A 26359-nucleotide genomic window follows, 5' to 3' on the forward strand; every position below is an offset into this window, starting at 1 on the left:
GGGATTCCATGACTTTGAAGACGGCGAACGGCGCCCCTGTGGGGGCGAGCCGGCGCGGCTTCCTGTCCGGCGCGGCCGCCTTTGCGGGCCTGGCCGTTGCGACCCCGCGCGCCTTCGCCCGGGCCTCCAATCGCGTCGAGGCCCTGCTGGCCCAGATGACGATCGAGGAGAAGGCCGGCCAGCTGTCATGCTTCGCCGACATGATCCGGCCGCCGATCGGCGACATGAACCCGCTGGTCAACATCCGCAACGCCCAGACCCTGACCGCCGAGATCAAGGCCGGGCGGATCGGCGTGCTGATGAACGGCGTCGGCGCTCAGGCCGCCTACGACACCCAGAAGGTCGCGGTCGAAGGCTCGCGCCTAAAGATCCCGCTGCTGTTCGCCGCCGACGTGATCCACGGCTTCCGCACTGTGTTCCCGATCCCGCTGGCCGAGGCCGCCAGCTTCGACCCGCACCTGGCCGAGCGCACTGCCCGGGCGGCGGCGGTCGAGGCCACGGCCACGGGCCTGCACTGGACCTTCGCGCCAATGGTCGACGTCGCCCGCGACCAGCGCTGGGGGCGCGTCGCCGAGGGCTCGGGCGAGGACGTCTTCCTGGGCGAGGTGATGGCCGCCGCCCGCGTGCGCGGCTTCCAGGGCAAGGACTTGAAGGCCGACGACAGCATGCTGGCCACGCCCAAGCACTTCGCCGCCTATGGCGCGGTGACGGCGGGGCTGGAATACAATTCCGTCGAGCTCTCGGAAGCGACCCTGCGCGAGGTGCACCTGCCGCCGTTCCAGGCCGCCTTCGCCGCGGGGGCCCTGACCGTGATGTCGGCCGTCAACGACGTGAACGGCGTGCCCGCCACCGCCAACAAGCGCCTGCTGACCGACCTGCTGCGCGGAGAGTGGGGCTTCAAGGGCGTGGTCATCTCCGACTACACGGCCGACCAGGAGCTGGTGGCCCACGGCTTCGCCGCCGACGACCGCGACGCCGCGCGGCTGGCCATCCTGGCTGGCGTCGACATCAGCATGCAGAGCGGCCTCTACATCCGCCATCTGCCGGAACTGGTCGCCTCGGGCGCGGTGCCGATGGCGACGATCGACGCGGCCGTCCGCCGGGTGCTGTCGCTGAAGGAGGCGATCGGCCTGTTCGACAATCCCTATCGCTCGCTCGACCCCAAGGCCGAGGCCGCGCACACGGCCACGCCGGCGATGCGGGCGCTCAGCCGCGAGGCCGGCGGCCGCTCGATCGTGCTGCTGAAGAACGACCGCGCCCTGCTGCCTCTGCCCAAGGCCGGCAAGCGCCTGGCGCTGATCGGTCCGTTCGCCGACGATCGCGAGAACGTGCTGGGCGCCTGGGGAGGCTTCTTCGCCGACCGGCGGCTGAACGTCGACCTGGCCACGGGCCTGCGCGCCCAGCTGGCCGATCCGAACGGTCTGATCGTCGAGCGCGGCTGCGAGGTCGAGACCACCATCGCCGGTGGCTTCGAGCGAGCCGTGGCCGCGGCGCAGGCCGCGGACATCGTCCTGCTGGCGATCGGCGAAAGCCAGGACATGACCGGCGAGGCCAAGTCGCGCACCGACATCCGTATTCCCGCCGTGCAGCAGCGCCTGGCCGAGGCGATCGCAGCCACCGGCAAGCCGGTCGTCGTCCTGCTGCGCCACGGCCGCGCTATCGCCCTGGAAGGCGTGGTCCGCGACGCGCCCGCGATCCTGGCCACCTGGTTCCTGGGCAGCGAGATGGGCAACGCCGTGGCCGACGTCCTGTTCGGAGCGGTGAACCCGTCGGGACGCCTGCCGGTCAGCTTCCCGATCGACAGCGGCCAGGAGCCGTTCTTCTACAACGGCCGCACCACGGGACGCCCGGCGCCCACCGACCCGAACGGTCAGGAATACAAGGCGCGCTGGAGATCGATCCGCAACGACGCCTTGTATCCGTTCGGCTTCGGCCTGACCTATACCAGCTTCGCGGTCTCGGACGTGAAGCTCAGCGCCACGCGCCTGGGCTGGAACGACACCCTGCGGATCACGGCCAAGGTGCGCAACATCGGCCAGGTCCACGGCGAGCACGTGATCCAGCTCTATATCCGCGACCGCGTCGCCAGCCGCACACGACCGGTGCGCGAACTGAAAGGCATCCAGCGGGTGTCCTTGGCCCCGGGGGCCGAGCGCGAGGTCAAATTCGAGCTGGAGCGCGAGAACCTGATGTTCGTCGGCGACAACGACTACTGGCTCGCCGAGCCAGGCATTTTCGACGTCTGGATCGCCAATTCCTCGGTCGATGGGCTGGGAGCGAGCTTCGAGTTGCTGGCGGCGGGGCAGGGCTGACGCCGAATCAATCCGTTAAGAAATCCGTCCTGAATGTGGCGGGCGCGGCTTTTCGCCGCGGCTGGACTGGTCGCCGACAAGCAAAATGCGTGTGGTTCAGAACAGTGATCGGATGATCCAGGTCCAGGTAGATCCTTGTCTTGCAAGGGTTTGCTGCAATTCTAGCGCCTAGATTCAGCTCGTTTTGGAGCGCGGTCGCTCGCGGGAGTAGCGCTGCGGCCGCATGTCTCGTTGAAAGGTCTTGGAAAGGAAATAAGGTTACGCCGATCAGGCCGTAGTGCGGCTTGTTGTCGGGACGCTTGAGTTGGGGGGCGTCTCCATTGCTTCGTGACGTGCTCGGGGCGCGTCCACCCAGCAAGGATGGATGAATGTCGATCTCGAGCCTTTCCGCCGCCCAGATCTCGAGCCTCACGGTCACCGCGATCCAAGGCCTGTCGACGACGGACATCCAGTCCCTCAGCGGGACCCAGGTCGCCGCGATCAGCGCAACCGGGATTGGCGCGCTCGCCGACACCCAGGTCGCCGCGCTCAGCACCACCCAGGTCAAGTCGCTCACCGCGGCCCAGATCCCGAAGTTCGCCACTTCGGTGACCTTCGACGTCACCCAGCTGACCCAGCTCTCGACCCAGCAGGTCTCGGCCCTGACCTCGACCCAGCTGGCCTCGCTCGACGTTTCCCACATCGCCGTCCTCAGCTCGACGCAGATCGGCGCGCTGTCGGCCACCAACTTCTCGGGCTTCGACGCCACCCAGGTCGGGCAGCTGAACGAGACCCAGATCAAGGGCCTCACCGCCAGCCAGGTGAAGGGTCTGTCGACCACCGACATTGGCGAACTGTCCTCGACCCAGGTCGGCGCCCTGGCGGGTGACCGCCTCGCCGCGCTCACGACCACGAATCTGTCGGCGCTTGACGCCACCCAGGTCAGCGCGCTCAGCACCACCCAGATCGCGGCGCTGACCCCGACCCAGCTGAAGGGCCTGACCACCACCGACATCGGCGAGCTGTCCGCCGCGCAGGTCGGCGCCTTCTCGGCCGCCCAGGTGGGCGCGCTGTCGGCCACCAATTTCTCGGCCCTGAACGCCACCCAGACGGCGGCGCTGTCGGTCACTCAGATCAAGGGCGTGACCAACGACCAGATCAAGGGCCTGACGACCACCGACATCGGCGAGCTGGCCGACACCCAGGTCGGCGCCCTGAACGCCTCGCAGCTGGGCGCCCTGGCTTCGACCCAGGTCCAGCAGCTGGCGACGACGCAACTGGCCGCGCTGGGCTCGACCCAAGTGGCCGCGCTCAGCGCGACGAACTTCTCGGCCCTGAACACCACCCAAGTCGGGGCGCTGAACGAGACGCAGATCAAGGGCGTGACCGTCGCCCAGATGGCCGCGTTGAACGCCACGGACGTCGGCGAACTGAGCACCACCCAGATCGGGGCGCTCAGCGCCACGCAACTGGGCTCTCTGACGGCGACCGCCTTCTCCGCCCTGGACGCCACCCAGGTGGCGGTGCTGAACACCACCCAGGTCAAGGGCCTGTCGGCGACCCAATTGAAGGGGCTGTCGGTCACGGACGTCGGCGAACTGGCCGACACCCAGGTCGGGGCGCTCGCGGCCACCCAGCTCGCCAGCGTGAACGCCACCAACATCTCGGCGCTGGACGCGACCCAGGTCGCGGCGCTGTCGACGACCCAGATCAAAGGCCTGACGGCCGACCAGCTGAAGGGGCTCTCCACCACCGACATCGGTGAGCTGGCCGACACCCAGGTCGCGGCCCTGACCGCCGAGCAGCTCAAGAATCTCTCGGCCGCCAACATCTCGGCCCTGAACCAGACCCAGGTCACGGCGCTTACCAACAGCCAAGTCGCCGCCCTGACCACGACCCAGGTCAAGGGTCTGACGACCACGGACATTGGCGAGCTCTCGTCGACCCAGGTCGGCGCCCTGACGACCGCCCAGGTCGGCGCCCTGGCCACGACCCAGGTCCAGACGCTGACGACCACCCAGGTCGGCGGCCTGTCTTCGAGCCAGATCGGCGCGCTTTCGACGACGAACCTGACCCAGCTGGACGCCACCCAGGTGGGCACGCTCAGCACGACCCAGCTGAAGGGCCTGACGACCGCCCAGCTGGCCGGCCTCAGCACCACCAATATCGGCGATCTCGCCGACACCCAGGTCGCGGCCCTGTCCTCGACCCAGCTGGGCGCCCTGACGGCGACCGGCTTCTCGACCCTGAACGCCACCCAAGTGGCGGCGATCACTGAGACCCAGATCAAGGGCCTGACGGCCACCCAGCTTAAGGGCCTCACGGCCACCGATATCGGCGAGCTGGCCGACACCCAGGTCGCGGCCCTGACCGCCGCCCAGGTCGGCGCCCTGACGGCGACCAATGTCTCGGCCCTGAACGGCACCCAGGTCGCGGCCCTGACCACGACCCAGATCAAGGGCCTGACGGCCGACCAGTTGAAGGGCCTGTCGACCACGGACGTCGGCGAGCTGTCGACGACCCAAATCAGCGCCTTGAGCGCCGACCAGATCAAGAACCTGACGGCGACCAACATCTCGGCCCTGGCCGGCACCCAGGTCGCGGCCCTGACGAGCACGCAGATCAAGGGTCTGTCGACGACCCAGCTGCAGGGCCTCAGCACCACCGACATCGGCGAACTGGCCGATACGCAGATCGCGGCCCTGGCCGCCTCGCAGATCTCCGCGCTCAGCCAGACCAATGTGAAGAGCCTGTCGACCACCCAAATCGGCGCGCTGAGCGCCGTGCAGGTGGGCGCGCTCTCGACCAGCAACTTCTCGGCGCTGGACGCCACCCAGGTCGGCGCTCTGAACGAGACCCAGGTCAAGGGCCTGACGGCTTCGCAGCTGGCCGCCCTGAACGCGACCGACATCGGCGAGCTGGCGACCACCCAGATCGCGGCCCTGGCTTCGACCCAGGTCGGCGCGCTGTCCGTGACCGGCCTGCAGGCCCTGGACGCGACCCAGACCGCCGCCCTGACCACGACCCAGGTCAAGGGTCTGACCGCCACGCAGTTGAAGGGCCTGACGGTCACCGACATCGGCGATCTCGCCGACACCCAGGTCGGCGCCCTGACCGCGAGCCAGGTGGGCGCGCTGACGGCCACGGGCTTCTCGGCCCTGAACGCCACCCAGGTGGCGGCGCTGTCGACGACCCAGATCAAGGGCCTCACCGCCGATCAGCTGAAGAACCTGACGACCACCGACATCGGCGAGCTGGCCGACACCCAAGTGGCCGCCCTGACCGCTGATCAGATCAAGAATCTCACGGCCACCAGCGTCTCGGCGCTGAGCCAGACCCAGGTCACGGCCCTGACCAACAGCCAGGTCCAGGCGCTGTCGACGACCCAGCTGAAGGGTCTGTCGGTCACCGACATCGACGAGCTGTCGTCGACCCAGGTCGGCGCGCTCTCGGCCGCCCAAATCACCGCCTTGGCCTCGACCCAGGTGCAGGAGCTGTCGACCACGCAAATCGGCGGCCTGACGGCCACTCAGATCGGCGCGATCACCGCGACCAACGTCTCGCTGATGGACGCCACCCAGCTGGGCGCGCTGAGCACGACCCAGGTCAAGGGCCTGACGAGCAGCCAGCTGGCCGGCCTCAACACGACCAACATCGGCAACTTGGCCGACACCCAGTTCGCGGCCCTGTCGGCCAGCCAGCTGGGCTCCCTGAACGCCACCAACTTCTCGGCCCTGAACGCCACCCAGGTGGCGGCGCTGAGCGAAACTCAGGTCAAGGGCCTGACGGCGACCCAGCTGAAGGGCCTGACGACCACTGACATCGGCGAGCTGGCGACGACCCAGCTGGCGGCCCTGTCGGCCGTGCAGATCGGCGCCCTGACGGCGACCAACGTCTCGGCCCTGAACGGCACCCAAGTCGCGGCTCTGACCACCACCCAGGTGAAGGGCCTGACGGCCGATCAGCTGAAGGGTCTGACGACCACCGACATCGGCGAACTGGCCGACACCCAGATCGGCGCCCTCAGCGCTGACCAGATCAAGAACCTCTCGGCGACCAACGTGTCGGCGCTGGACGCCACTCAGACCGCGGCCCTGACGGTCACTCAGATCAAGGGTCTGACCAACACCCAGATCGCCGGTCTGACGACGACCGATATCGGTGAGCTGGCCGACACCCAGATCTCGGCCCTGACGTCCGCCCAGGTCACCGCGCTGAACGTGCAGAACCTGTCGACGACGCAGATCTCGGGCCTCAGCTCCACCGTGATCGGCGCGATCGGCGCGACCAAGTTCTCGGCCTTCGACGCCACCCAGGTGGCGGCGCTGTCGACCACCCAGATCAAGGGCCTGACCGTTGATCAGCTGAAGAACCTGACGACCACGGATATCGGCGAACTCGCCGACACCCAGGTCGGCGCCCTGACGCCGACCCAGCTGGGCGCGCTGACGGCTACGGGCTTCTCGGCCCTGAACGCCACCCAGGTGGCGACGCTGAACTCCACCCAGGTCAAGGGCCTGACGCCGACCCAGCTGAAGGGCCTGTCGGTCACCGACATCGGTGAGCTGGCTGACACCCAGGTCGGCGCCCTGACGCCGACCCAGCTTGGGGCGCTGACGGCCACGGGCTTCTCTGCCCTGGACGCCACCCAGGTGGCCGCGCTGTCGACGACCCAGATCAAGGGCTTGAGCGCAGACCAGTTGAAGGGCCTGACGACCACCGACATCGGTGAGCTCGCCACGACCCAGATCGGCGCTCTGACCACCGAACAGCTGAAGAACCTCTCGGCGGCCAACGTCTCGGCCCTGTCCGACACCCAGGTCGCGGCGCTGAGCAACACCCAGATCCAAGGCCTGACGGCGACCCAGCTGAAGGGTCTGTCGGTCACCGACATCGACGAACTGTCGGCGACCCAGGTCGGCGCCCTGAGCGTCGCCCAGATCGGGGCCCTGGCCTCGACCCAGGTGCAGGAACTGTCGACCACCCAGATCGGCGGCCTCGCGGCCAGCCAGGTCGCGGCCATCTCGACGACCAACGTCGCCCAGCTGAACGCGACCCAGGTCGGTGCGCTGTCGACGACCCAGGTCAAGGGCCTGACGGCTGACCAGCTGAAGAACCTGACGGCCACCAACATCGGCGACCTCGCCGACACCCAAGTGGCGGCCCTGTCGGCGACCCAGTTGGGCGCGCTGACGGCCACCGGCTTCTCGACGCTGAACAGCACCCAGGTCGGCGCGATCACCGAGACCCAGATCAAGGGTCTGACGGCGACACAGCTGAAGGGTCTGACGGTCACCGACATCGGCGAGCTGGCCACGACCCAGGTCGGCGCCCTCACCGCGTCCCAGATCGGCGCGCTGTCGACCACGGGCTTCTCGGCCCTGGACGCCACCCAGGTCGGCGCGCTGTCGACCACCCAGATCAAGGGCTTGACCGTTGATCAGCTGAAGAACCTGACGACCACGGATATCGGCGAGCTGGCCGACACCCAGGTCGCGGCCCTGACCGCCGATCAGATCAAGAACCTGTCGATCGCCAACCTTTCGGCGCTGTCGTCGACCCAGTCGACGGCCCTGACGGCAACCCAGATCAAGGGCCTGACCAACACCCAGATCCAGGGTCTGTCGACGACCGACATCGGCGATCTCGCCGACACCCAGGTCGCGGCCCTGACCACGGCTCAGATCGGCGCCCTGGCCACGACCCAAGCCCAGCAGCTGTCGACGACCCAGATCACCGCGCTCAGCCCGACCCAGGTCGGCGCCCTGACGACGTCGGGCTTCTCGGCGCTCAACGCCACCCAGGTGGGCACGCTGTCGACGACCCAGGTCAAGGGCCTGAGCAACAGCCAACTGGCCGCTCTGACCGCGACGGACGTCGGCGAACTGGCCGACACCCAGGTTGGCGCGCTGACGTCGACCCAACTGGGCGCGCTGACGGCCACGGCCTTCTCGGCCCTGGACGCCACCCAGACGGCGGCCCTGAATACGACCCAAGTGAAGGGTCTGACCGCCACGCAACTGAAGGGCCTGACGGTCACCGACATCGGCGATCTCGCCGACACCCAGGTCGGCGCCCTGACGGCGAGCCAGGTGGGCGCGCTGACGGCCACGGGCTTCTCGGCCCTGAACGCCACCCAGGTGGCGGCGCTGTCGACGACCCAGATCAAGGGCCTCACCGCCGATCAGCTGAAGGGGCTCACCACCACCGACATCGGTGAGCTGGCGACCACCCAGATCGGCGCCCTGACCGCGGATCAGTTGAAGAACATCTCGGCCGCCAACATCTCGGCCATGGCCGACACTCAGGTCGCGGCGCTGAGCAACACTCAGGTGCAGGCGCTGTCGACGACCCAGCTGAAGGGCCTGTCGGTCACCGACATCGACGAGCTTTCGTCGACCCAGGTCGGCGCGCTCTCGGCCGCCCAGATCGGGGCCTTGGCCTCGACCCAGGTGCAGGAACTATCGACCACCCAGATCGGCGGCCTGACGGCCACCCAGATCGGGGCGATCGCGGCCACCAATGTCAGCCTGCTGAACGCCACCCAGGTGAGCGCGCTGTCGACGACCCAGATCAAGGGCCTGAACAGCAGCCAGCTGGCCGGCCTGAACACCACCAACATCGGTGATCTCGCCGACACCCAGGTGGGCGCTCTGACCTCGACCCAGCTGGGCGCCTTGACCGCCACGGGCTTCTCGAACCTCAACGCCACCCAGGTGGCGGCGCTGAGCGAGACCCAGGTCAAGGGCCTGACGGCCACGCAGCTGAAGGGCTTGACCACCACCGACATCGGTGAGTTGGCCACGACCCAGCTGTCGGCCCTGTCGGCCGGCCAGATCGGCGCCCTGACGGCGACCAACGTCTCGGCCCTGAACAGCACCCAGACGGCGGCGCTGACCACCACCCAGGTCAAGGGCCTGACGGTTGACCAGCTGAAGGGCCTGAACACGACGGATATCGGCGAGCTCGCCGGCACCCAGATCCAGGCCCTGTCCACCAGCCAGCTGGCGGCTCTGTCGACCACCAATCTCTCGGCCTTCGACGCTACCCAGACGGCGGCGCTGACCGCCACCCAGGTAAAGGGCCTGACCGTCGATCAGGTGAAGGGCTTGACGACCACCGACATCGGCGAATTGGCCGACACCCAGGTGGCCGCCTTGACCAACGCCCAGATCGGGGCCCTGGCCACGACCCAGGCGCAGCAGCTGTCGACCACCCAGATCGGCGCCCTCAACGGTTCGCAACTGGGCGCGCTGACGGCGACCGCCTTCTCGGCTCTGGACAGCACCCAGGTCGGCACGCTGAACAGCACCCAGGTGAAGGGTCTGGCCGCGACGCAGCTGTCGAGCCTGACGACGACGGATATCGGCCAGTTCGCCGACACCCAGATCGCCGCGCTCAGCATCCTGCAGCTGGCGGCCCTGTCGGCGACCAACGTCTCGGCGCTGGACTCGACCCAAACGGCCGCCCTGTCGACGACCCAGATCAAGGGTCTGACGGGAACGCAGCTGAAGGGCCTTTCCGCGACCGACGTCAGCGACCTGGCGGACACCCAACTGGCGTCGCTGACCTCGACCCAGCTGGGCGCGCTGTCGACGACCGTGATCGACACTCTGAACACCACCCAGATCGGCCAGCTGCAGTCCACGCAACTGTCCGGCCTGACCTCCACCCAACTGGACTATCTGTCGACGACCAACATCTCGGCGATGTCCAGCACCCAGGCCAACGCCCTGACCGCCACCCAGGTGCAGAGCCTGAGCGACGCCCAGATCACCGCGTATCTGAACGTCAGCTGATCCTGACCTCCGCCGCTCGCGCCCACCGGCGCGGGCGGCGGACAACGTCTCGGCCATTGGTCGAGCGTCCTTCCCCATGCCATGATCGTGTTCGGCTGACTCGCGCGCCATGTTCGCGCGTGGCTGTCGGCCGCCCACCGGTTTCAGGAAGACAATGGCCGACGTCGACACGCTGGATATGCTCAGCAAGCTGACCGCCGAGAATTGCCCGCTCGGCGATGTGATCACCCTGGCCGCGACCTTGGGGCAGGGGGGGCAACCGGCCTTGGCCGACCAGGCCTACAAGGTCTGGATCCGCTTCAATCCCGACCATCCGCAGCTGTGCGTGGCGCATTTCAACCGCTCCGTCCTGCAGGCGGCCCTGGGCGACAACGCCGCAGCGGCGGCCTCCTTGGAAGCCGCTATCGCCCTGAACGCCGATTTTCTGCCGGCCTATGTGAACCTGGGCGGCCTGCAGGAGCGCGCCGGGCTGCACGAGCTGGCGATCGTCACCTGGGAGGCGGGCGCCAACCGCCCCGCCGTCATGAACGGCATGGGCGTCAGCTACGCCTTCACCTGCCTCAAGCAGATCGCGCGCCTGCTGGGCGAGATCCACCAGCCCGCCCGCGCCGAGATGGCCCTTCAGCGGGCCGCCGACCTGGATCCGCATGCGATGGACGTGATCGGCCAGCTGGTGGCGACGCGTCTTAGCCAATGCAAATGGCCGGCGTTGCGGCCCAGCGACCGCCTAGACCGCAAGACCCTGCTGGAGGGCGTCAACCCGCTGTCGATCGCGGCCTATACCGACGACCCCCTCCTGCATCTGGCCGCCGGCAACCGGTTCAGCGAGCGCGAGGCCAAGGCCACGCCCGAACAGGTCCGGGCCGACCGCCGCGACGCTCCGATCGATCTCGCGGGCCGTCGGCCACGCATCGGCTATATCTCATCGGACCTGCGCGACCACGCCGTCGGCTATCTGATGGCCGAGCTGTTCGAAGTGCACGACAAGTCCAAGGTCGAAGTCTTCGCCTATTACTGCGGCCCTGAGTCCAGCGACGGCCTCAACACCCGCATCCGCGCCGCCGTCGAGCATTTCACCGACATTCGTCCGATGACGGACGACGAGGCCGCCCAGCGCATCGCCGAGGACGGCATCGACATTCTGGTCGACGTCAACGGCCACACCCGCGACGCCCGCACGGCCGTTTTCGCGCGCCGCCCCGCGCCGATCCTGGTCAATTGGCTGGGCTATCCCGGGACCATGGGCAGCGACTACCACCACTACATCATCGCCGATCCGTGGATCATTCCGCCGGAGATGGAGCTCTACTACTCCGAAGCCGTCCGCCGCATCCCCTGCTACCAACCGAACGACCGGCGCCGAAAGGTCGACGAAAACGTCCCGACCCGCGCCGACGCCGGCCTGCCCGAGGACGACTTCGTGTTCTGCTGCTTCAATGGCACGCAGAAGATCACCCCGCACGTGTTCGACCGCTGGATGGAGATCCTCAAGCGTACGTCGGGCAGCGTCCTGTGGCTGCTGGACAGCAATCCTGAGACCAACGCCCGTTTGCGCGACGCGGCCGAGGCGCGGGGCGTCGATCGCACGCGCCTGATCTTCGCGCCGAAGATGCCGAACGCCGCCCACCTGGCGCGCTATCGTCTGGCGGACCTGTTCCTGGACACCACCCCCTACGGCGCCCACACCACCGCCTCGGACGCCCTGTGGATGGGCGTGCCGATGCTGACCTGGTCGGGCCGCTGCTTCGCCTCGCGCGTCTGCGGCAGCCTGGTGCGCAGCGCGGGCCTGCCCGAACTGGTGGTCGACAGCGCGCGGGCCTATGTCGAGAAAGCCGTCGAGCTCGGCGCCGACCGCGAAAGGACCCAGGCCCTGCGCGCGACGCTGGAGGCCAACCGCGACACCTGCGTGCTGTTCGACATGGATCTGCTGACCGTCAAGCTGGAAGGCCTGTATGACGAGATGATCGCCGAGCATCAGGCCGGCCAGCGGCCTCGACCGAACCTGATCAATCTCGACACCTATCTCGATATCGGTCTGGCGCTGGACCGCGACGATCGCGAGATGCAGGCCGAACCCGACCTGCACGCTCTCTACCGCCACGAGCTGGCCCGGCGTCATCAGGTCAAGGCCATCCCCGCCGATCACCGGCTGTGGGAGGGCGAAGCCCCGTGAATCGCCAGCAGCTGGAGGCGCTGAAGCTGGACGGCTATGCCCCCCGCCATATCCTCGATATCGGGGCCAATGTGGGGGACTTCAGTCGCGACTTCCTGCAGGCGTTTCCAGACTGCGTTCCGACCCTGGTAGAACCCAATCCCTATTGCGAGGAGGCGCTCGCCCGGACGCCGTTCGAGCGGCACATGGTCGCCGCGTCCGACGAGAACGGCGAGGCCGAGCTGTTCCTGTCCAAGGACTGGCTGCAATCGACCGGAACCTCGCTGTACCGTGAGAACTCGCGCTATTTCAGCGACGAGATCATGATCCGCCAGACGGCGCCCAAGGTCCGGCTGGACGACCTGTTCGCCGGTCGCCGCTTCGATTTCGTCAAGATCGACACCCAAGGATCGGAACTCGACGTCCTGCGCGGCGGACAGACCGTGCTGCGCMAGGCCGACTACATCCTGGTCGAAATCTCGCTGGTCAATTTCAACGAGGGCGCGCCGCCCGCCGAGGACGTGTTCGCCCAACTGGCGTCCATGGGTTTCGCCCCGGCCGACGTCACCGAGTTCCACCGCATGGAGGAGATACGCGAGGGCATCCTGCAGATGGATGTGCTGTTCAAGCGCCGCGCGGCGCGCCCCTCGCAGTTCGACCGACTGACATCGCTGAACGATCTGGGCGCCCTCGTCGCCCACCTGCGGGCGCGCAAGGCGCAGAACGCGAACTTCCGCATCCTGCTGATCGGGGGCGGGCCCCCCGGCTGGCCCGAGGACCTGCGCGACGCCACTCTGGGCGGGACGGGCGTCGAATTTCCGGGCGACCTTTCCGATCCGGACAGCTATCGCACGGTCCTGGCGCACGTGGCGCGTGAAGGGCGGTTCGACTACGCCGTGGCCCCTCACGCGCTGCAGGTTTTGGCGCGACCGTCGGTGCTGCTGGAGCGGTTGTCGCTGGTCGCCGAGGCGGGCTGGATCACCACGCCGTCGCGCTATCTGGAAGTCTTGAAGCCGGAAGGCGCGCATCGCGGCTTCGCCCACCATCGTTGGGGCGTGGACAGCGTCGAGGGCGTCCTGGTCCTGGCGCCGAAGACGCCGCTGATCGAGCATTTGACCTTCCCGGGCGAGACGGTCTGGGAACAGGCCTCGCGGCAATTCGAGCTGCAGGTCGGCTGGCGCGGCGGGCTGCGGTTCGAGGTTCTTGGCGGGGAAGGGTCCCTTCCCGGACGCGAGCAGGCCCTGGCCCTGATGGGCCGCTTCTTCGAGGGCGTGGTCCCTGGCGCCGACCAGGGGAGTCTGGCGCCCGAGGCGTCGTCCGAAGAGGCCGGGATCGACGTCGCCGCGCAACTGGCCCAGGCGGTCGCCACCGCGCGCGATCCGCGCTCGGGCCTGCATCCGCTGGGGCGGATGAAATTCTACCACGACGCCGTCAGCCTGATCTTGTGCGAGCCCCTGACCCGCGAGCGTCTCGAGCTGTTCGAGGCCCTGTTGGCCGAGGCGGCGGCCATGGACGTCCAGGCGCCGACGCCGGAGTGGACCGACTGGGTGATCCACTACCGCGTCGTGATGGACTCCCTGACCGGCGCGAATCTCGACGGGCCCACGCCGGACGCGCCAGACGACGGTCCCCAGACCTTTCTGACCGGCGACGGCCAGACCTTCGACGGTGACGGTCTCAAGGCCCACGCCGACGCTCTGGGCGTCGAGGCGGTGTTCTTCGCCGCCGCCGACGAGCGCTATGTCGAGCTCTACGGCCGCTGGTTGGCGCTGTCGGTGCTCAAGCACAGCGACGTGCCGTTCCTGGTCGTCCTTCACGTGATCGGCGGCGGGGAACGGTTGGCGGAGGCCGCCGCGACGGTGGGGATCGACGATCCGCGGGTGATCTTCACCGGAGACGGTTTCGACGCCTCGAGCGTGAAGACCCTCTGCTACGAAGCCCCGCCCAAGGGCCTGATCGAGATCCCTGTCGCCCACTACCAGTCGGTGCGCTTCCAGCGCCTGGGCGGACTGCTGGAGCTGCTGCAGCGGCCGGTGTTCGTGTCCGACATCGACCTGCTGCTGCAGCGCGGCGTCTCGGACCTGCTGGAGCAATGGTCGCACGCGGATCTGGTGATTAACGAGAACGACCGCAATATCCAGGCCGGCTCGCGCATCACCGCCAACCTGCTGCTGGCCCGCCCGACCCCGGCGACGGCAATTCTGCTGCGCTGGCTGCGGGCCTATCTGGACGAGCGGCTGTCGCGCGAGACCGTGACGCGGTGGATCGACCAGGTGGCCCTGAACCTGGCTCGGCATCACCTGGCGCTGCACGTTCCGGACGTCACGATCGGGGCCTTCGACACGTTCAGCGACATCAACAATGTGATGTTCAGCGAGTACGTGCCGGGTCATCCCTTCCGGTTCCTGTCGCTGTACCACGGCTTCGATACGTCGACGCTGGAGGAATAGGGCGCTTCTTCCCCCCCATTAGGGGGAGGTGGATCGATGCGAATACGCATCGAGACGGAGGGGGTCGCGAAGCGATACGGCGCTTGCGGCTAGCCCCCTCCACCGCCGTTCGGCGGTYCCCCTCCCCCAGAGGGGAGGAAGGTCAGAACTCGGCGCGGGCCTTCATCAGCACCGCGCCGCCGCTCTCCGCCCAAAGCGCCGCGCCGCCGTCGATCAAACGGCCTCGCGCGGTGATCGTCTCTTCCGCGAAGGCCGGCTTCAGCGCCCGGAAGGCGAAGCGTGTCAGCGGCCGCGCGGGCATGGCCTCCAGCAGCAGCAGGGCGATCAAGGGGCCGTGGACCACCAGGCCCGGATAGCCCTCGACCTCCGTCGCATAGGCTTGGTCGTAGTGGATGCGATGACTGTTGGCGGTCGCCGCCGAGAAGGCGAACAGCAACGCCGGATCGATCGCCGTCTCGCGGCTCCAGTCGGCGGACGGCGAAGGCTCGGCGTCGGGCGTTCGCGGCGTCGGTGGGGCGGCGGTGTAGACGATCGTCTGGCGCTCGCTGACGCGGATCTCGCCCTGCTGGCTGAACGTCCGGTCGATCGTGACCAAGGTCAGCGGTCCACTACCGCCGACCTTCTCTTCAACGTCGATGATGGTCTCGACCGGCTCAGTTTCGAAGCCAGGGAGAAGGGGGCCGGCGAAGCTCATGTCCGCCGCCGCGAACATCCGGCGCGGCGCCTCGATCGGCGGCAGAAACAGGCCGCGCTTCGGATGGCCGTCCGGGCCGAGGTCCGAGCGGCGGACGGACTCGGCGAGACAGGCCCAATGCCAGGCGGGCGGGACCTCCGTCGGCGGCTCCGGGCGATCCAGCACCGCCGCCAACCGCGCTAGGTCCGACGCTTGCAGCATCGCCGTCCGTCGCCGCTGGCGGCCGACCCAGTCGGCGAAGGCGCTCATCAGTACGAGCGTGGCAGGCCGAGCACATGCTCGGCGACATAGGCCAGGATCAGGTTCGTCGAGATCGGCGCCACCTGGTAGAGGCGCGTCTCGCGGAATTTGCGTTCGATGTCGTACTCCTCGGCGAAACCGAAGCCGCCGTGGGTCTGCAGGCAGGTCTCGGCCGCCGCCCACGATGCTTCGGACGCCAGCATCTTGCCGATATTGGCCTGTTCGCCGCACGGCTGGCCGGCGTCGTAGCGGGTAGCGGCGTCATAGACGGTCAGGCGCGCGGCGTGGGCCTGGGCGTAGGCGCGGGCGATCGGGAACTGCACGCCCTGGTTCTGGCCGATTGGCCGGCCGAACACGACGCGGCTGTTGGCGTAGTCTCTGGCCTTGCCGATCAGCCAGGCGGCGTCGCCCAGGCACTCGGCCCCGATCAGGATCCGCTCGGCGTTCATGCCGTCCAGGATGTAGCGGAAGCCCTTGCCTTCCTCGCCGATCAGGCTGGCGGCCGGGATGACGAGATTGTCGAAGAAGACCTCGGTCGTGGCGTGGTTCAGCATGGTGGCGATCGGCTTGATCGTCAGGCCGACGCCTTTCGCCTCGCGCATGTCGACCAGGAACACCGACAGGCCCTCGCTCTTGCGGGCCACCTGGTCCTTGGGCGTGGTGCGGGCCAGCAGGACCATCAGGTCGGAGTGCTCGGCCCGGCTGGTCCAGACCTTCTGGCCGTTGACGACATAGGTGTCGCCCTCGCGGCGGGCGAAGGTCGAGAGCGCGGTGGTGTCGCTGCCGGCGGTCGGCTCGGTGACCCCGAAGGCTTGCAGGCGGATCGAACCGTCGGCGATCCGGGGCAGCCAGGTCTCCTTCTGGACCGTCGAGCCGTGCCGCAGCACCGTGCCCATGGTGTACATCTGGGCGTGCAGGGCCGCGGCGTTGCCACCGCTGGCGTGGACCTCCTCCAGGATCGCCGCCGCCGCCATCAGCCCCAGGCCGCCGCCGCCGTATTCCTCCGGGATCAGCACGCCCAACAGCCCCGCCTGGGTCATGGCCGCGACGAAGTCGGTCGGATAGGCCTTGTCGCGGTCCAGGGCGCGCCAATAGGCCGGCGGGAAGTCGCGGCACAGGGCCCGCACCGTCTGGCGCAGGGCTTCGATCAGTTCGGGATCGGCGGAGGCGGACATGGTCGCCAGCTTCGGGCCTGGGGCGGGCCGCGTCCAGCCTGACCCTGGGTCACCGCCAGCCGCCGCCCAACGCCTGGACCAGCGCCACCGCCGTGGTCTGGCGCGACACTGCCGTGGTGACCAGGGCTCGTCGCGCCGTCAGGGCCGAGGCCTGGGCGGTGACGACGTCGGTATAGGCCACCTGGCCGGCGCGATACTGGTTCAGCAGCATCTGCTCGGTCTGGTCGGCGGCCTGGGAGGCGGTCAGCTGCAGGGCGTACTGCCGCTCCAGGGTGCGGGCCGCGGTCAGCTGGTTCTCGACATCCTCGAAGGCCTGCAGGGCCGTCTGACGGTAGTCGGCGGCGGTCTGGTCGTAGGCGGCGCGGCTCTGGGCCACCCGGGCGCGCCGCGCGCCGGCGTCGAACAGGGTCTGGGCGGCGGAGAGGCCCAGCGACCAGGTGTTGGCCGAGGCCGCGAACAGCTCGCCCAGCTTGCTGGCCGTCGAGCTGCCGTCGGCGCTGAGATTGAACGTCGGGAAGAAGGCGGCGCGGGCCACGCCGATGTCGGCGTTGGCGGCGGCGACGCGGCGCTCGGCGGCGGCGACGTCGGGGCGGCGCTCCAGCAGGGTCGAGGGCACGCCGATCGGGATCTCGGGCACGACCGGCTTCCAGGTCGTGTCCGTCGCCAGACGGAAGGAACTGGCCGGCTCGCCGACCAACACGGCGATGGCGTTCTCGAAAGTGGCGCGGTCCTGGACTAGGCCCTCGAGAGTGGATTGGGCGTTGGCCAGCTGGGCCTGGGCCTGCAGCACGTCGGACTTGGGCGCGATGGCGGCGTTGTAGCGGTTGGTCGTGATCTGAAGACTGCGCTGATAGCCTTCGACCGTGGTCCGGACCATGGCGATCTCGGCGTCGGCGCGGCGCAGGCCAAGATAGCTGGTCGCCAGTTCGCCCTGGGCTGACAGCCGGGCGGCGGCGAGGTCGGCCTCGCTGGCTTCCGCGTTGGCCTTGGCGCCGCTGATCCCGGCGCGGATGCGGCCCCAGACGTCCGGCTCCCAACTGGCGCCGATGCCGACCTGGTAGCGCTGGGTATCGCCGGCGTTGGTGCTGCCGCCGCCCGAAGGGGTGCTGCGCGTGCCGCCGCCGCCGGACTTGGTGGCCGAGGCCGACAGGTCAAYGGTCGGAAACAGACTGGCGCGTTGCTCGCGGACGATGGCGCGGGCCTGGCGATAGGCAGCCTCGGCGGCGGCGATGGTCTGGTTGTCCACCTTCACGCGCTCGGCCAGGGCGTTCAGCTGGGGATCGCCCAGCAGGGTCCACCAGTCGCCCCGGTCGAGGTGGTCGGATGGCGTCGCGGTCTTCCAGCCCTCCAGCGCCTTGTACGATGCCGGAGCTGGGGTCTTCAGAGCGGTCGCCTCGTAGGCCGGCGTCATCGAGCAGGCGGCCAGCAGAACGAGCAGGCAGGYGGATCCGGCGATGCGGAGAGAGGAATTCATCGAGCGGGCTCCGGCGCGGTCGGATGGTGGGTCAGGTGCCGCTCGTCCTTGCGCGTCTTCCCGCGCAGCTTGTCGAGATAGACATAGACCACGGGGGTGGTGATCAGAGTCAGCAGCTGGCTGGCGATCAGGCCGCCGATGATGGCCACGCCCAGCGGGCGGCGCAGCTCGGCGCCTTCGCCGAAACCGATCGCCAGGGGCAGGGCGCCCAGGGCGGCGGCCAGGGTGGTCATCAGGATCGGACGGAAGCGCAGCAGGCTGGCCTCGCGCGCGGCTTCCTGCGCCGTCAGCCCGCGGCTGCGCTGGGCGTCGAGGGCGAAGTCGATGATCAGGATGGCGTTCTTCTTGACGATCCCCAGCAGCAGGAAGACCCCGATCAGGGCGATGATCGAGAACTCCATCTTGAAGATCAGCAGAGCCAGCACCGCCCCGACACCGGCGGCGGGCAGGGTGGACAGCACCGTGATCGGATGGACGTAGCTCTCGTAGAGGATGCCCAGCACGATATAGATCGCCACGATGGCGGCCAGGATCAGCAGGGGCTGCTGCTTCATCTGGTCGTTGGCCTGGCGGGCCTGGCCTTGGAAGCTGCCGCGCACGGTGGTCGGCATGCCGATCTCGGCCTCGGCCTGGGCCACGGCGGCCTGGGCGTCGGCCAGCGCCTTGCCGTCGGCCAGGTTGAACGAGATCGTCGTGGCCAGCTCGCCGTTCTGATGATTGACCGAGGTCGGGGTGGCGTTCTGGGCGACGGTGGCGATGGCCGACAGCGGGGTCATGGCCGTGGCGGCGGTGTTCAGGGCCGAGCCGGTCGAGGGATCGCGCAGGGCCGGATTGACGCTGGGTTCGGCCGAGGTGGCCGTCGTCTCCGTACTGGCCGGCCGGGTCGGGACATAGACGTCGTTCAGCGCCTCGGGGCCTTGAGCGAACGGCTTCTGCCACTCCAGGATCACCGCGTACTGGTTGACGTCCTCGTAGATGGTCGCGACCTGGCGCTGGCCGAAGGCGTTGTACAGCGCGTTGTCGACCGCGCGCGGCGTCACGCCCAGGCGCGCGGCGCTGTCGCGGTCGATATTGACCAGGGTCTCGACGCCGTTCTCCTGCTGGTCGGAATCGACGTCGGTCAGCACGTCGTCGTGGGCCTTCATCGCCTCGGCCAGCTTGGCGGACCAGGCCTTGAGGTCGGCGCTGTTGTCGCTGGTCAGGGTGTATTGGTACGTCGAGTTGCTCTGCCGCCCGCCCATGCGCAGGTCCTGGACCGGGTTCAGGAACACGTTGAGGCCGGTGACGCGCTGCAGCTGCGGCCGCAGACGGGCGATGACCACCGAGCCCTTCTCCTTGCGTTCGCCGATCGGCTTGAGGTTCACGAACAGGAAGCCGCCACCGGCCCGATTGCCGCCGGTGAAGCCGACGACCGTGTCGACCGCCTTGTCCTTGCGGATGATATTGACCACCTGGCGCAGCTTCTTCTGCATGGCCTGGGACGAGACCGACTGGTCGGCGCGGATGCCGGCGTTCAGCTGGCCGCTGTCCTGCTGCGGGAAGAAGCCCTTGGGCACGGCGATGTACAGCCAGGCGGTCATGGCGATCACCGCCACCAGGATCAGGATCACCAGCGGCTTGGCGGCCAGGGCCCAATCCAGGCTGTGCTCGTAGGCGCGGTGGACGGCGGCGAACGCACGCTCGAAGAAGCGGGCGATCGGGCCTTCCTTGTCCTTGCGCTCGGGCCGCAGCAGGTAGGCGCACATCATCGGCGTGGTGGTCAGCGAGATAACCAGCGAGATCAGCACCGCCGCCGACAGGGTGACGGCGAACTCGCGGAACAGTCGGCCGACTTGGCCGCCCATGAACAGCAGGGGGATGAAGACCGCGACCAGCGAGATGCTGATCGACAGCACGGTGAACCCGACCTCGCGCGCGCCCAGCAGGGCGGCCTGGAAACGGTCCATGCCCTTCTCGATGTGGCGGGCGGTGTTCTCCAGCACCACGATGGCGTCATCGACCACGAAGCCGGTCGCGACGGTGATGGCCATCAGGGACAGGTTGTTCAGCGAGAAACCCAGCAGGTACATGACCCCGAACGTACCCAGCAGCGAGACGATGGTCGCCGCCGCCGGGATGAAGGTGGCGCGGGCGCTGCGCAGGAAGACGCTGACCACCACGATCACCAGGATGATCGAGATCAGCAGGGTGACCTCGATCTCGTGCAGCGAGGCGCGGATCGAGTTGGTGCGGTCGCTGGCCACCGCCACGCTGATGTCGCCCGGCAGCTGGGCGCGCAGCTCGGGCAGGGTGGCGCGGACGCTGTCGACCGTCTGGATGATGTTGGCCCCGGGCTGGGCGGTGATCAGCACGATGATCGCCGGCTTGCCGTTGAACAGGCCCAGGGTGCGGGTGTCGGCGACGCTGTCGGTGACATCCGCCACGTCGGACAGCCGGATCGGAGCGTCGCCGCGCCAGGCCACCACGAGGCCGGCATAGTCGGCGGCCTTGCGGCCCGCGCCGGTGGTGTAGACCTGATAGCGTTGGCCGGCGCCCTCCAGCGCGCCCTTGGGCCGATTGGCGTTGGCCGACTGGATCGCCGCCCGGACGTCCTCCATGGCCACGCCGTACTTGTTCAGCAGGAACGGGTTGGCCGAGATCCGCACCGCCGGGAGCGAGCCGCCGCCGATCTCGACATCGCCCACGCCGGTCACCTGGGCCAGGCGCTGGGCCACGACATTGGAGACCGCGTCGTAGATCTGGCCGGGCGTCTTGGTGTCGGACGTCAGGGCCAGGATGATCACCGGCGCGTCGGACGGGTTCATCTTGCGATAGGTCGGGTTGCTGCGCAGCGTCGCCGGCAGGTCGGCGCGAGCGGCGTTGATCGCGGCCTGCACCTCGCGCGCGGCGCCATCGATCTTGCGGTTCAGGTCGAACTGCAAGGTGACCCGCGCCGAGCCGTTGGAGCTCTGCGAGGTCATCTCGTTGACGCCGGAGATCACGCCCAGCCGGCGTTCCAGCGGCGTGGCGACGCTGGAGGCCATGGTCTCGGGGCTGGCGCCGGACAGGTTGGCCGACACCGAGATGGTCGGGAAATCCACCTGCGGCAGGGGCGAGACCGGCAGGACGAAGAAGGCCGCGATGCCCGCCATGGCGACGCCGAGGGTCAGCAGGATGGTGGCGACCGGCCGCCGGATGAAGGGTCCGGACAGGTTCACGACGGCGCCCCCGGGATCGGCTCGGGATCGATCCGGTCGCCGTGCGGGCCCTCATCGGCGGCCCGGCGCCGGCCGGCGGGCGCCAGGCGGTCGAAGGCCAGGTAGACGACCGGGGTCGTGAACATGGTCAGCAGCTGGCTTAGCAGCAGGCCGCCGAAGATGGCGATGCCCAGCGGCCGCCGCAGCTCTGCGCCTTCGCCGAAGCCCAGCATCAGCGGGATGGCCGCGAACAGGGCCGCCAGGGTGGTCATCAGGATCGGCCGGAAGCGCAGGATGGCGGCTTGGAAGATGGCGTCGTGCGGCGACTTGCCTTGCTCGCGCTCGGCGTCGATCGCGAAGTCGATCATCATGATCGCGTTCTTCTTGACGATGCCGATCAGCAGGATGATGCCGATGATCCCGATGACGCCCAGGTCGTTGCCGGTGATCCACAGGGCCAGCAGCGCCCCGACTCCCGCCGAGGGCAGGGTCGACAGGATGGTCAGCGGGTGGATGTAGCTCTCGTAGAGCACGCCCAATACGATGTAGACGCAGACCACGGCCGCCAGGATCAGCCACAGCTGGTTCGACAGCGAGTTCTGATAGGCCCCCGCCGCGCCCAGGAAGGTGTGGGTCACCGAGGCGGGCATGTCGATCGCCTTCATGGCCTTGCGGATCTCGTCGACCGCGTGGCCTAGTGAGACGCCGGGGGCGGTGTCGAAGCCGATCGTCGTGGCCGGGAACTGGGCGACGTGGGTGACCTGCAGCGGTGACTGCTGGGTCTTGATCGTCGAGAACGCCGCCAGCGGCGTGGGCAAGCCGCCGCCGGTCTTCAGGTTCAGATTGCCCAGGGTGGTCGGGTCGGTCAGGACGCCGGGCTTGGCTTCCAGGATCACCCGGTACTGGTTGGTCTCTGTGAAGATGGTCGAGACGATCCGCTGGCCGAAGGCGCTGTAGAGTGCATCGTCGACATCCGAGGCCGTAATGGAAAGACGGGCGGCGGTGTCGCGGTCGATGTCGACGAAGGCGGCCTGACCCGTCGCGGAGGCGTCGGAATAGACGTTGCGGACAGCCTTCACCTTGGCCAGCTGAGCGGTCAGCTTGCCGGCCCATTCCTTGATCGTGGCGGTGTCGGCGCCTTCCAGCGACAGGCGGTATTGGGTCGGGCCGGTCTCGGCGTCGATGGTCAGGTCCTGGGTGGGCTGCAGGTAGAGGGTGACGCCGGCGACGTTGGCCACGCGCTCGCGCAGCCGCTGCATGATCTGCTCCTGCGAGCCCGAGCGGTTGGGCTTCAGGTTGATCTGCAATTGGCCGGTGTGGAGCATGGCGTTGTTGGCGCCGTCGACGCCGATGAACGAGGCGACGTTCTCGACGGCCGGGTCGTACAGGATCGCCTCGGCCGCCTGCTGCTGCAGGGTCGACATGCGCTCGTACGACACCGACTGGGCCATCTCGGTGCGGCCTTGCAGCTGGCCGGTGTCCTGGGTCGGGAACAGGCCCTTGGGGATGACCAGGTAGAGCACGGCGGTCAGGACGAGCGTGGCGACGGCGACGATCAAGGTCGCGGCCTGACGCTCCAGAACCCAGGCCAAGGCGGTCTCGTAACGGGCCTCGACGCGCTCGAACAGGTCCTGGGCCTTGCGGCTGATCCCCTTGGACTCCTGCTCGGGATGCGAGGACAGCCAGCGGGCCGACAGCATCGGGGTCAGGGTCAAGGAGACGACGGCCGAGATCAGGATGGTGATGGCCAGGCTGATCGCGAACTCGCGGAACAGCCGCCCGACCACGTCGCCCATGAACAGCAGCGGGATCAGCACCGCGATCAGCGAGATAGTCAGCGAGATGATCGTGAAGCCGATCTCGCGCGCGCCCTTCAGCGCCGCCTCCATGGGCTTCTCGCCCTTCTCGAGGTGGCGGGTGATGTTCTCGATCATCACGATGGCGTCGTCGACGACGAAGCCGGTCGCGATGGTCAGGGCCATCAGGCTGAGGTTGTTGAGGCTGAAGCCCAACAGGTACATCACCCCGCACGAGCCGATCAGCGAGATCGGCACGGCCAGGCTGGCGATCACCGTGGCGCGCAGGCTGTGCAGGAAGAAGAAGATCACCAGCACCACCAGCACAACGGCCAACAGCAGCTCGATCTCGACGTGGTGCACCGAGGCGCGGATGCCGGTGGTGCGGTCGGCCAGAACCTTGACGTCCAGGGTGGCGGGCAGGCCGGCTTGCAGCTCAGGCAGCTTGGCCTTGATGGCGTCGACGGTCTTGATGACGTTGGCGCCGGGCTGGCGCTGGACGTTGACGATGATGGCCGGGGTCTTGTCGGCCCAGGCGCCCAGGCGGGTGTTCTCGGCGCTCTCGACGACCTGGGCGATGTCGGACAGGCGGATCGGGGCGCCGTCCTTGTAGCTGACGATCAGCGAGCGGTAGTCGTCGACGCTGAGCAACTGGTCGTTGGCGTTGATCGTGTAGCTGCGGGTCGGGCCGTCGAAGCTGCCCTTGGCGCTGTTGGCGTTGCTGTTGCTGATCGCCGTCTGCACGTCCGACAGGGTGAGGCCGTAGCTGGCCATGGCCTGGGTGTCGGCCTGGATGCGCATGGCGGGCCGCTGGCCGCCCGAGAGCGACACGAGGCCGACACCCGAGACCTGGCTGATCTTCTGCGCCAGGCGGGTGTTGACCAGGTTCTGCACCTCGGTCAGCGGCAGGGTGTCGGAGGTGATCGCCAGGGTCAGGACCGGCGCGTCGGCCGGATTGACCTTGGCATAGACCGGCGGCGCGGGCAGGTCGGCTGGCAGCAAGGAGCCGCTGGCGTTGATGGCGGCCTGCACCTCCTGCTCGGCGACGTCCAGCGTCTCGCCCAGATTGAACTGCAGGGTGATCACCGATGCGCCGGCCGTGCTGACCGAGCTCATCCGCGCCAGGCCCGACATCTCGCCCAGCTGGCGTTCCAGCGGGGCGGTGACGGTCTGGCTCATCACCTCGGGGCTGGCGCCCGGATAGAGGGTCTGGACCTGGATGGTCGGATAATCGACCTGCGGCAGGGCCGACAGCGGCAGGAGGCGGAAACCGACCAGACCCGCCAGGACGATGGCGGCCATGAACAGGGCCGTGGCGACCGGCCGCTGGATGAAGGGGCGCGAGGGGTTCATCGCGGGACTTATTCCGAACGCTGACGACGGCTTTCACCGCCGCCCTGGCCGGCCCCTTGGGCGCCGTCGCGATGGCGACGCTGACCCTTGCCTTCACCCTTGCCCTGGCCTTGCGGACGCGCGCCGGGCAGCTGGACCTTGCCGCCGTCGCGCAGGCGGTCGCCGCCCTCCGTGATGACCTTGTCGCCGGCCTTGAGCCCGTCGGTGATCTGCACCTGGACGCCCGTGGCCTGGCCGGTCTTCACCGGAGTCTTGGAGACGGTCCTGTCGGCGTTCAGCAGCCAGACGAACGACCCGTCGCTGCTCTGGCGCACGGCGGTGGCGGGGACGACGACCGCGCCCTTGATGGTGTCCAGCTCCATGCGGACATTGACGAACTGGCTGGGGAACAGGGCATTGGCCGTGTTCGGGAAGCGCGCCTTGGCCTTCACCGTGCCCGTGCCGGTGTCGACCAGGTTGTCGAGGGTCGAGAAGGTCCCGCGGTCCAGGGTCTGGGTGCGGGTGCGGTCCAGCGCCGTGACCGGAACGTTGGCGCGGCCCTGGCGGGCGGCGATGCGCGGCACGTCGTCCTGCGGGACGGTGAACTCGACATCGATCGGCGAGACCGTGGTGATCACCGCCACCCCGTTCGCGTCGCCCGCGCCGATATAGTTGCCGACGTCCGTCACCCGCAGGCCGACGCGGCCCGAGACGGGCGCGACGATGCGGGCGAAGCCGAGATTGAGCCGCGCCGTACCGACGGCGGCGCGGTCGGACATCACCGTCCCTTCCAGCTGCTTGACGGTCGCGGATTGGGTGTCGACCTCCTGGCGGGCGATCGAGTCCTGAGCCAGCAGGGTCTGGTAGCGCGACAGCGTCAGGCGGGCGGCGGCCAGCTGGGCCTCGTCGCGGGTTTGGTTTCCCTGCGCCTGCAGCAGGGCCATCTGATAGGGACGAGGATCGATCTGGACCAGGGTCTGGCCGCGCTGGACCACCTGGCCCTCGCGGAACAGCACCTGGGTGATCACGCCCGAGACCTGCGGCCGCACGGTGACCGTCGCGGCGGGTTTCACCGTGCCCAGTGCGTCGATGATGATCGGAAGATCGGTGGTCGTGGCCGCGGCGACCGCCACGGTGCTGGCCGGACCGCGTCGGCCGCCGCCGCCGCCAAACCCGCCGCCCGGACCTCCCGGACCGCCGCCGCCTTCGCCCTGGTCGCCGTGCAGTAGCGTCCAGGCCAGCCAGACGACGCCGACCAGGGCGAGGATGGCGATCAGCCCGCCGAGGATCAGCGTCCGGCGGCGCGGGGGCGTGCGCGGGGTGTCGGTCATCGTCAGCCTTCGAGTCAGCCACGAACGGGCGCGGCGTGAACGGGCGGCGACAGGCCGACCCTGGAGAGCCGTCGATAAGCAGACGGTCTTCCGACCCGTAGAGGCCGAACGTGTGCGCCGGTTTTCAGGTCTGAAATGATCTCGCCGCGATAAGGCTCCGCTTGGCTGTCGGAAAGCCGCCGTATCGTGTAGAATATACGCATGACGCACAGAGGCGCTCGGCCGCTTGCGCGGCCTCGTCAACCTACTGATTTTCAGAGAGAATGGTGGGCGCAGTAGGATTCGAACCTACGACCCGCTGATTAAGAGTCAGCTGCTCTACCAACTGAGCTATGCGCCCGCTCGGTCCGAAGCACTTGCGTGCCTTGGCGGCGAGGCGCGGAACATACTCAAAGAATCTTGGAACGCAAGGGACTATTTTTTGGCCAGACGAGATATCAGCGGAGCCG

At 68.5% G+C, this 26359-nt stretch carries 10 protein-coding genes and 1 tRNA gene; 4 read left to right on the forward strand and 7 right to left on the reverse strand.

Features of this window, described 5'->3' with window-relative positions:
- Positions 1–8 precede the first annotated feature (8 nt).
- From AC1DSO_RS09975 to AC1DSO_RS09990, 4 genes are all read left to right on the forward strand, one after another.
- Positions 9–2312, forward strand: coding sequence for a glycoside hydrolase family 3 N-terminal domain-containing protein (locus AC1DSO_RS09975; protein WP_477068674.1), 2304 nt, complete (start codon positions 9–11; stop codon positions 2310–2312).
- 368 nt (positions 2313–2680) lie between these two features.
- Complete coding sequence (locus tag AC1DSO_RS09980; RefSeq protein WP_477068675.1) at positions 2681–10090, forward strand: ice nucleation protein; 7410 nt, start codon at positions 2681–2683, stop codon at positions 10088–10090.
- Between the two features lie 154 nt (positions 10091–10244).
- Positions 10245–12263, forward strand: a complete 2019-nt coding sequence (locus AC1DSO_RS09985) for an O-linked N-acetylglucosamine transferase, SPINDLY family protein (RefSeq protein WP_477068676.1) — start codon at positions 10245–10247, stop codon at positions 12261–12263.
- Positions 12242–14692 carry an FkbM family methyltransferase gene (locus AC1DSO_RS09990; protein WP_477068677.1) on the forward strand — a complete coding sequence of 817 codons (2451 nt, stop codon included), beginning with the start codon at positions 12242–12244 and terminating at the stop codon, positions 14690–14692. Before AC1DSO_RS09985 ends, AC1DSO_RS09990 begins: the two co-directional genes overlap by 22 nt.
- 142 nt (positions 14693–14834) lie before the next feature.
- Here the strand turns inward: AC1DSO_RS09990 and AC1DSO_RS09995 are convergent, their stop codons facing one another.
- The 7 genes from AC1DSO_RS09995 to AC1DSO_RS10025 form a co-directional block, all read right to left on the reverse strand.
- The gene (locus AC1DSO_RS09995) at positions 14835–15635 is read right to left on the reverse strand and encodes an HTD2 family dehydratase (protein WP_477068678.1); all 801 of its coding nucleotides are present in this window, start codon (positions 15633–15635) and stop codon (positions 14835–14837) included.
- Positions 15635–16801 carry an acyl-CoA dehydrogenase family protein gene (locus AC1DSO_RS10000; RefSeq protein WP_477068679.1) on the reverse strand — a complete coding sequence of 389 codons (1167 nt, stop codon included), beginning with the start codon at positions 16799–16801 and terminating at the stop codon, positions 15635–15637. The genes AC1DSO_RS09995 and AC1DSO_RS10000 overlap by 1 nt, the downstream gene beginning before the upstream one ends.
- A 49-nt stretch (positions 16802–16850) precedes the next feature.
- Positions 16851–18275, reverse strand: a complete 1425-nt coding sequence (locus AC1DSO_RS10005) for an efflux transporter outer membrane subunit (RefSeq protein WP_477068680.1) — start codon at positions 18273–18275, stop codon at positions 16851–16853.
- Entirely contained in the window at positions 18272–21472 is a 3201-nt protein-coding gene (locus AC1DSO_RS10010; protein ID WP_477068681.1) for an efflux RND transporter permease subunit, read from the reverse strand. Before AC1DSO_RS10010 ends, AC1DSO_RS10005 begins: the two co-directional genes overlap by 4 nt.
- A complete protein-coding gene (locus AC1DSO_RS10015) occupies positions 21469–24600 on the reverse strand; it encodes a multidrug efflux RND transporter permease subunit (RefSeq protein WP_477068682.1) in 3132 nt (1043 codons plus the stop codon). Before AC1DSO_RS10015 ends, AC1DSO_RS10010 begins: the two co-directional genes overlap by 4 nt.
- Before the next feature lie 8 nt (positions 24601–24608).
- Positions 24609–25910 carry an efflux RND transporter periplasmic adaptor subunit gene (locus AC1DSO_RS10020; protein ID WP_477068683.1) on the reverse strand — a complete coding sequence of 434 codons (1302 nt, stop codon included), beginning with the start codon at positions 25908–25910 and terminating at the stop codon, positions 24609–24611.
- A 264-nt stretch (positions 25911–26174) separates the two neighbouring features.
- A tRNA-Lys gene (locus AC1DSO_RS10025) sits at positions 26175–26250 on the reverse strand.
- Positions 26251–26359 lie beyond the last annotated feature (109 nt).

Source organism: Caulobacter sp. P4_E5 (genome assembly GCF_056401555.1).

Bases quoted from the DNA above. Each gene is read 5' to 3' on its own strand.
- AC1DSO_RS09975 (WP_477068674.1), top strand. From the start codon at position 9: ATGACTTTGAAGACGGCGAACGGCGCCCCTGTGGGGGCGAGCCGGCGC.
- AC1DSO_RS09980 (WP_477068675.1), top strand. From the start codon at position 2,681: ATGTCGATCTCGAGCCTTTCCGCCGCCCAGATCTCGAGCCTCACGGTC.
- AC1DSO_RS09985 (WP_477068676.1), top strand. From the start codon at position 10,245: ATGGCCGACGTCGACACGCTGGATATGCTCAGCAAGCTGACCGCCGAG.
- AC1DSO_RS09995 (WP_477068678.1), bottom strand. From the start codon at position 15,635: ATGAGCGCCTTCGCCGACTGGGTCGGCCGCCAGCGGCGACGGACGGCG.
- AC1DSO_RS10000 (WP_477068679.1), bottom strand. From the start codon at position 16,801: ATGTCCGCCTCCGCCGATCCCGAACTGATCGAAGCCCTGCGCCAGACG.
- AC1DSO_RS10015 (WP_477068682.1), bottom strand. From the start codon at position 24,600: ATGAACCCCTCGCGCCCCTTCATCCAGCGGCCGGTCGCCACGGCCCTG.
- AC1DSO_RS10020 (WP_477068683.1), bottom strand. From the start codon at position 25,910: ATGACCGACACCCCGCGCACGCCCCCGCGCCGCCGGACGCTGATCCTC.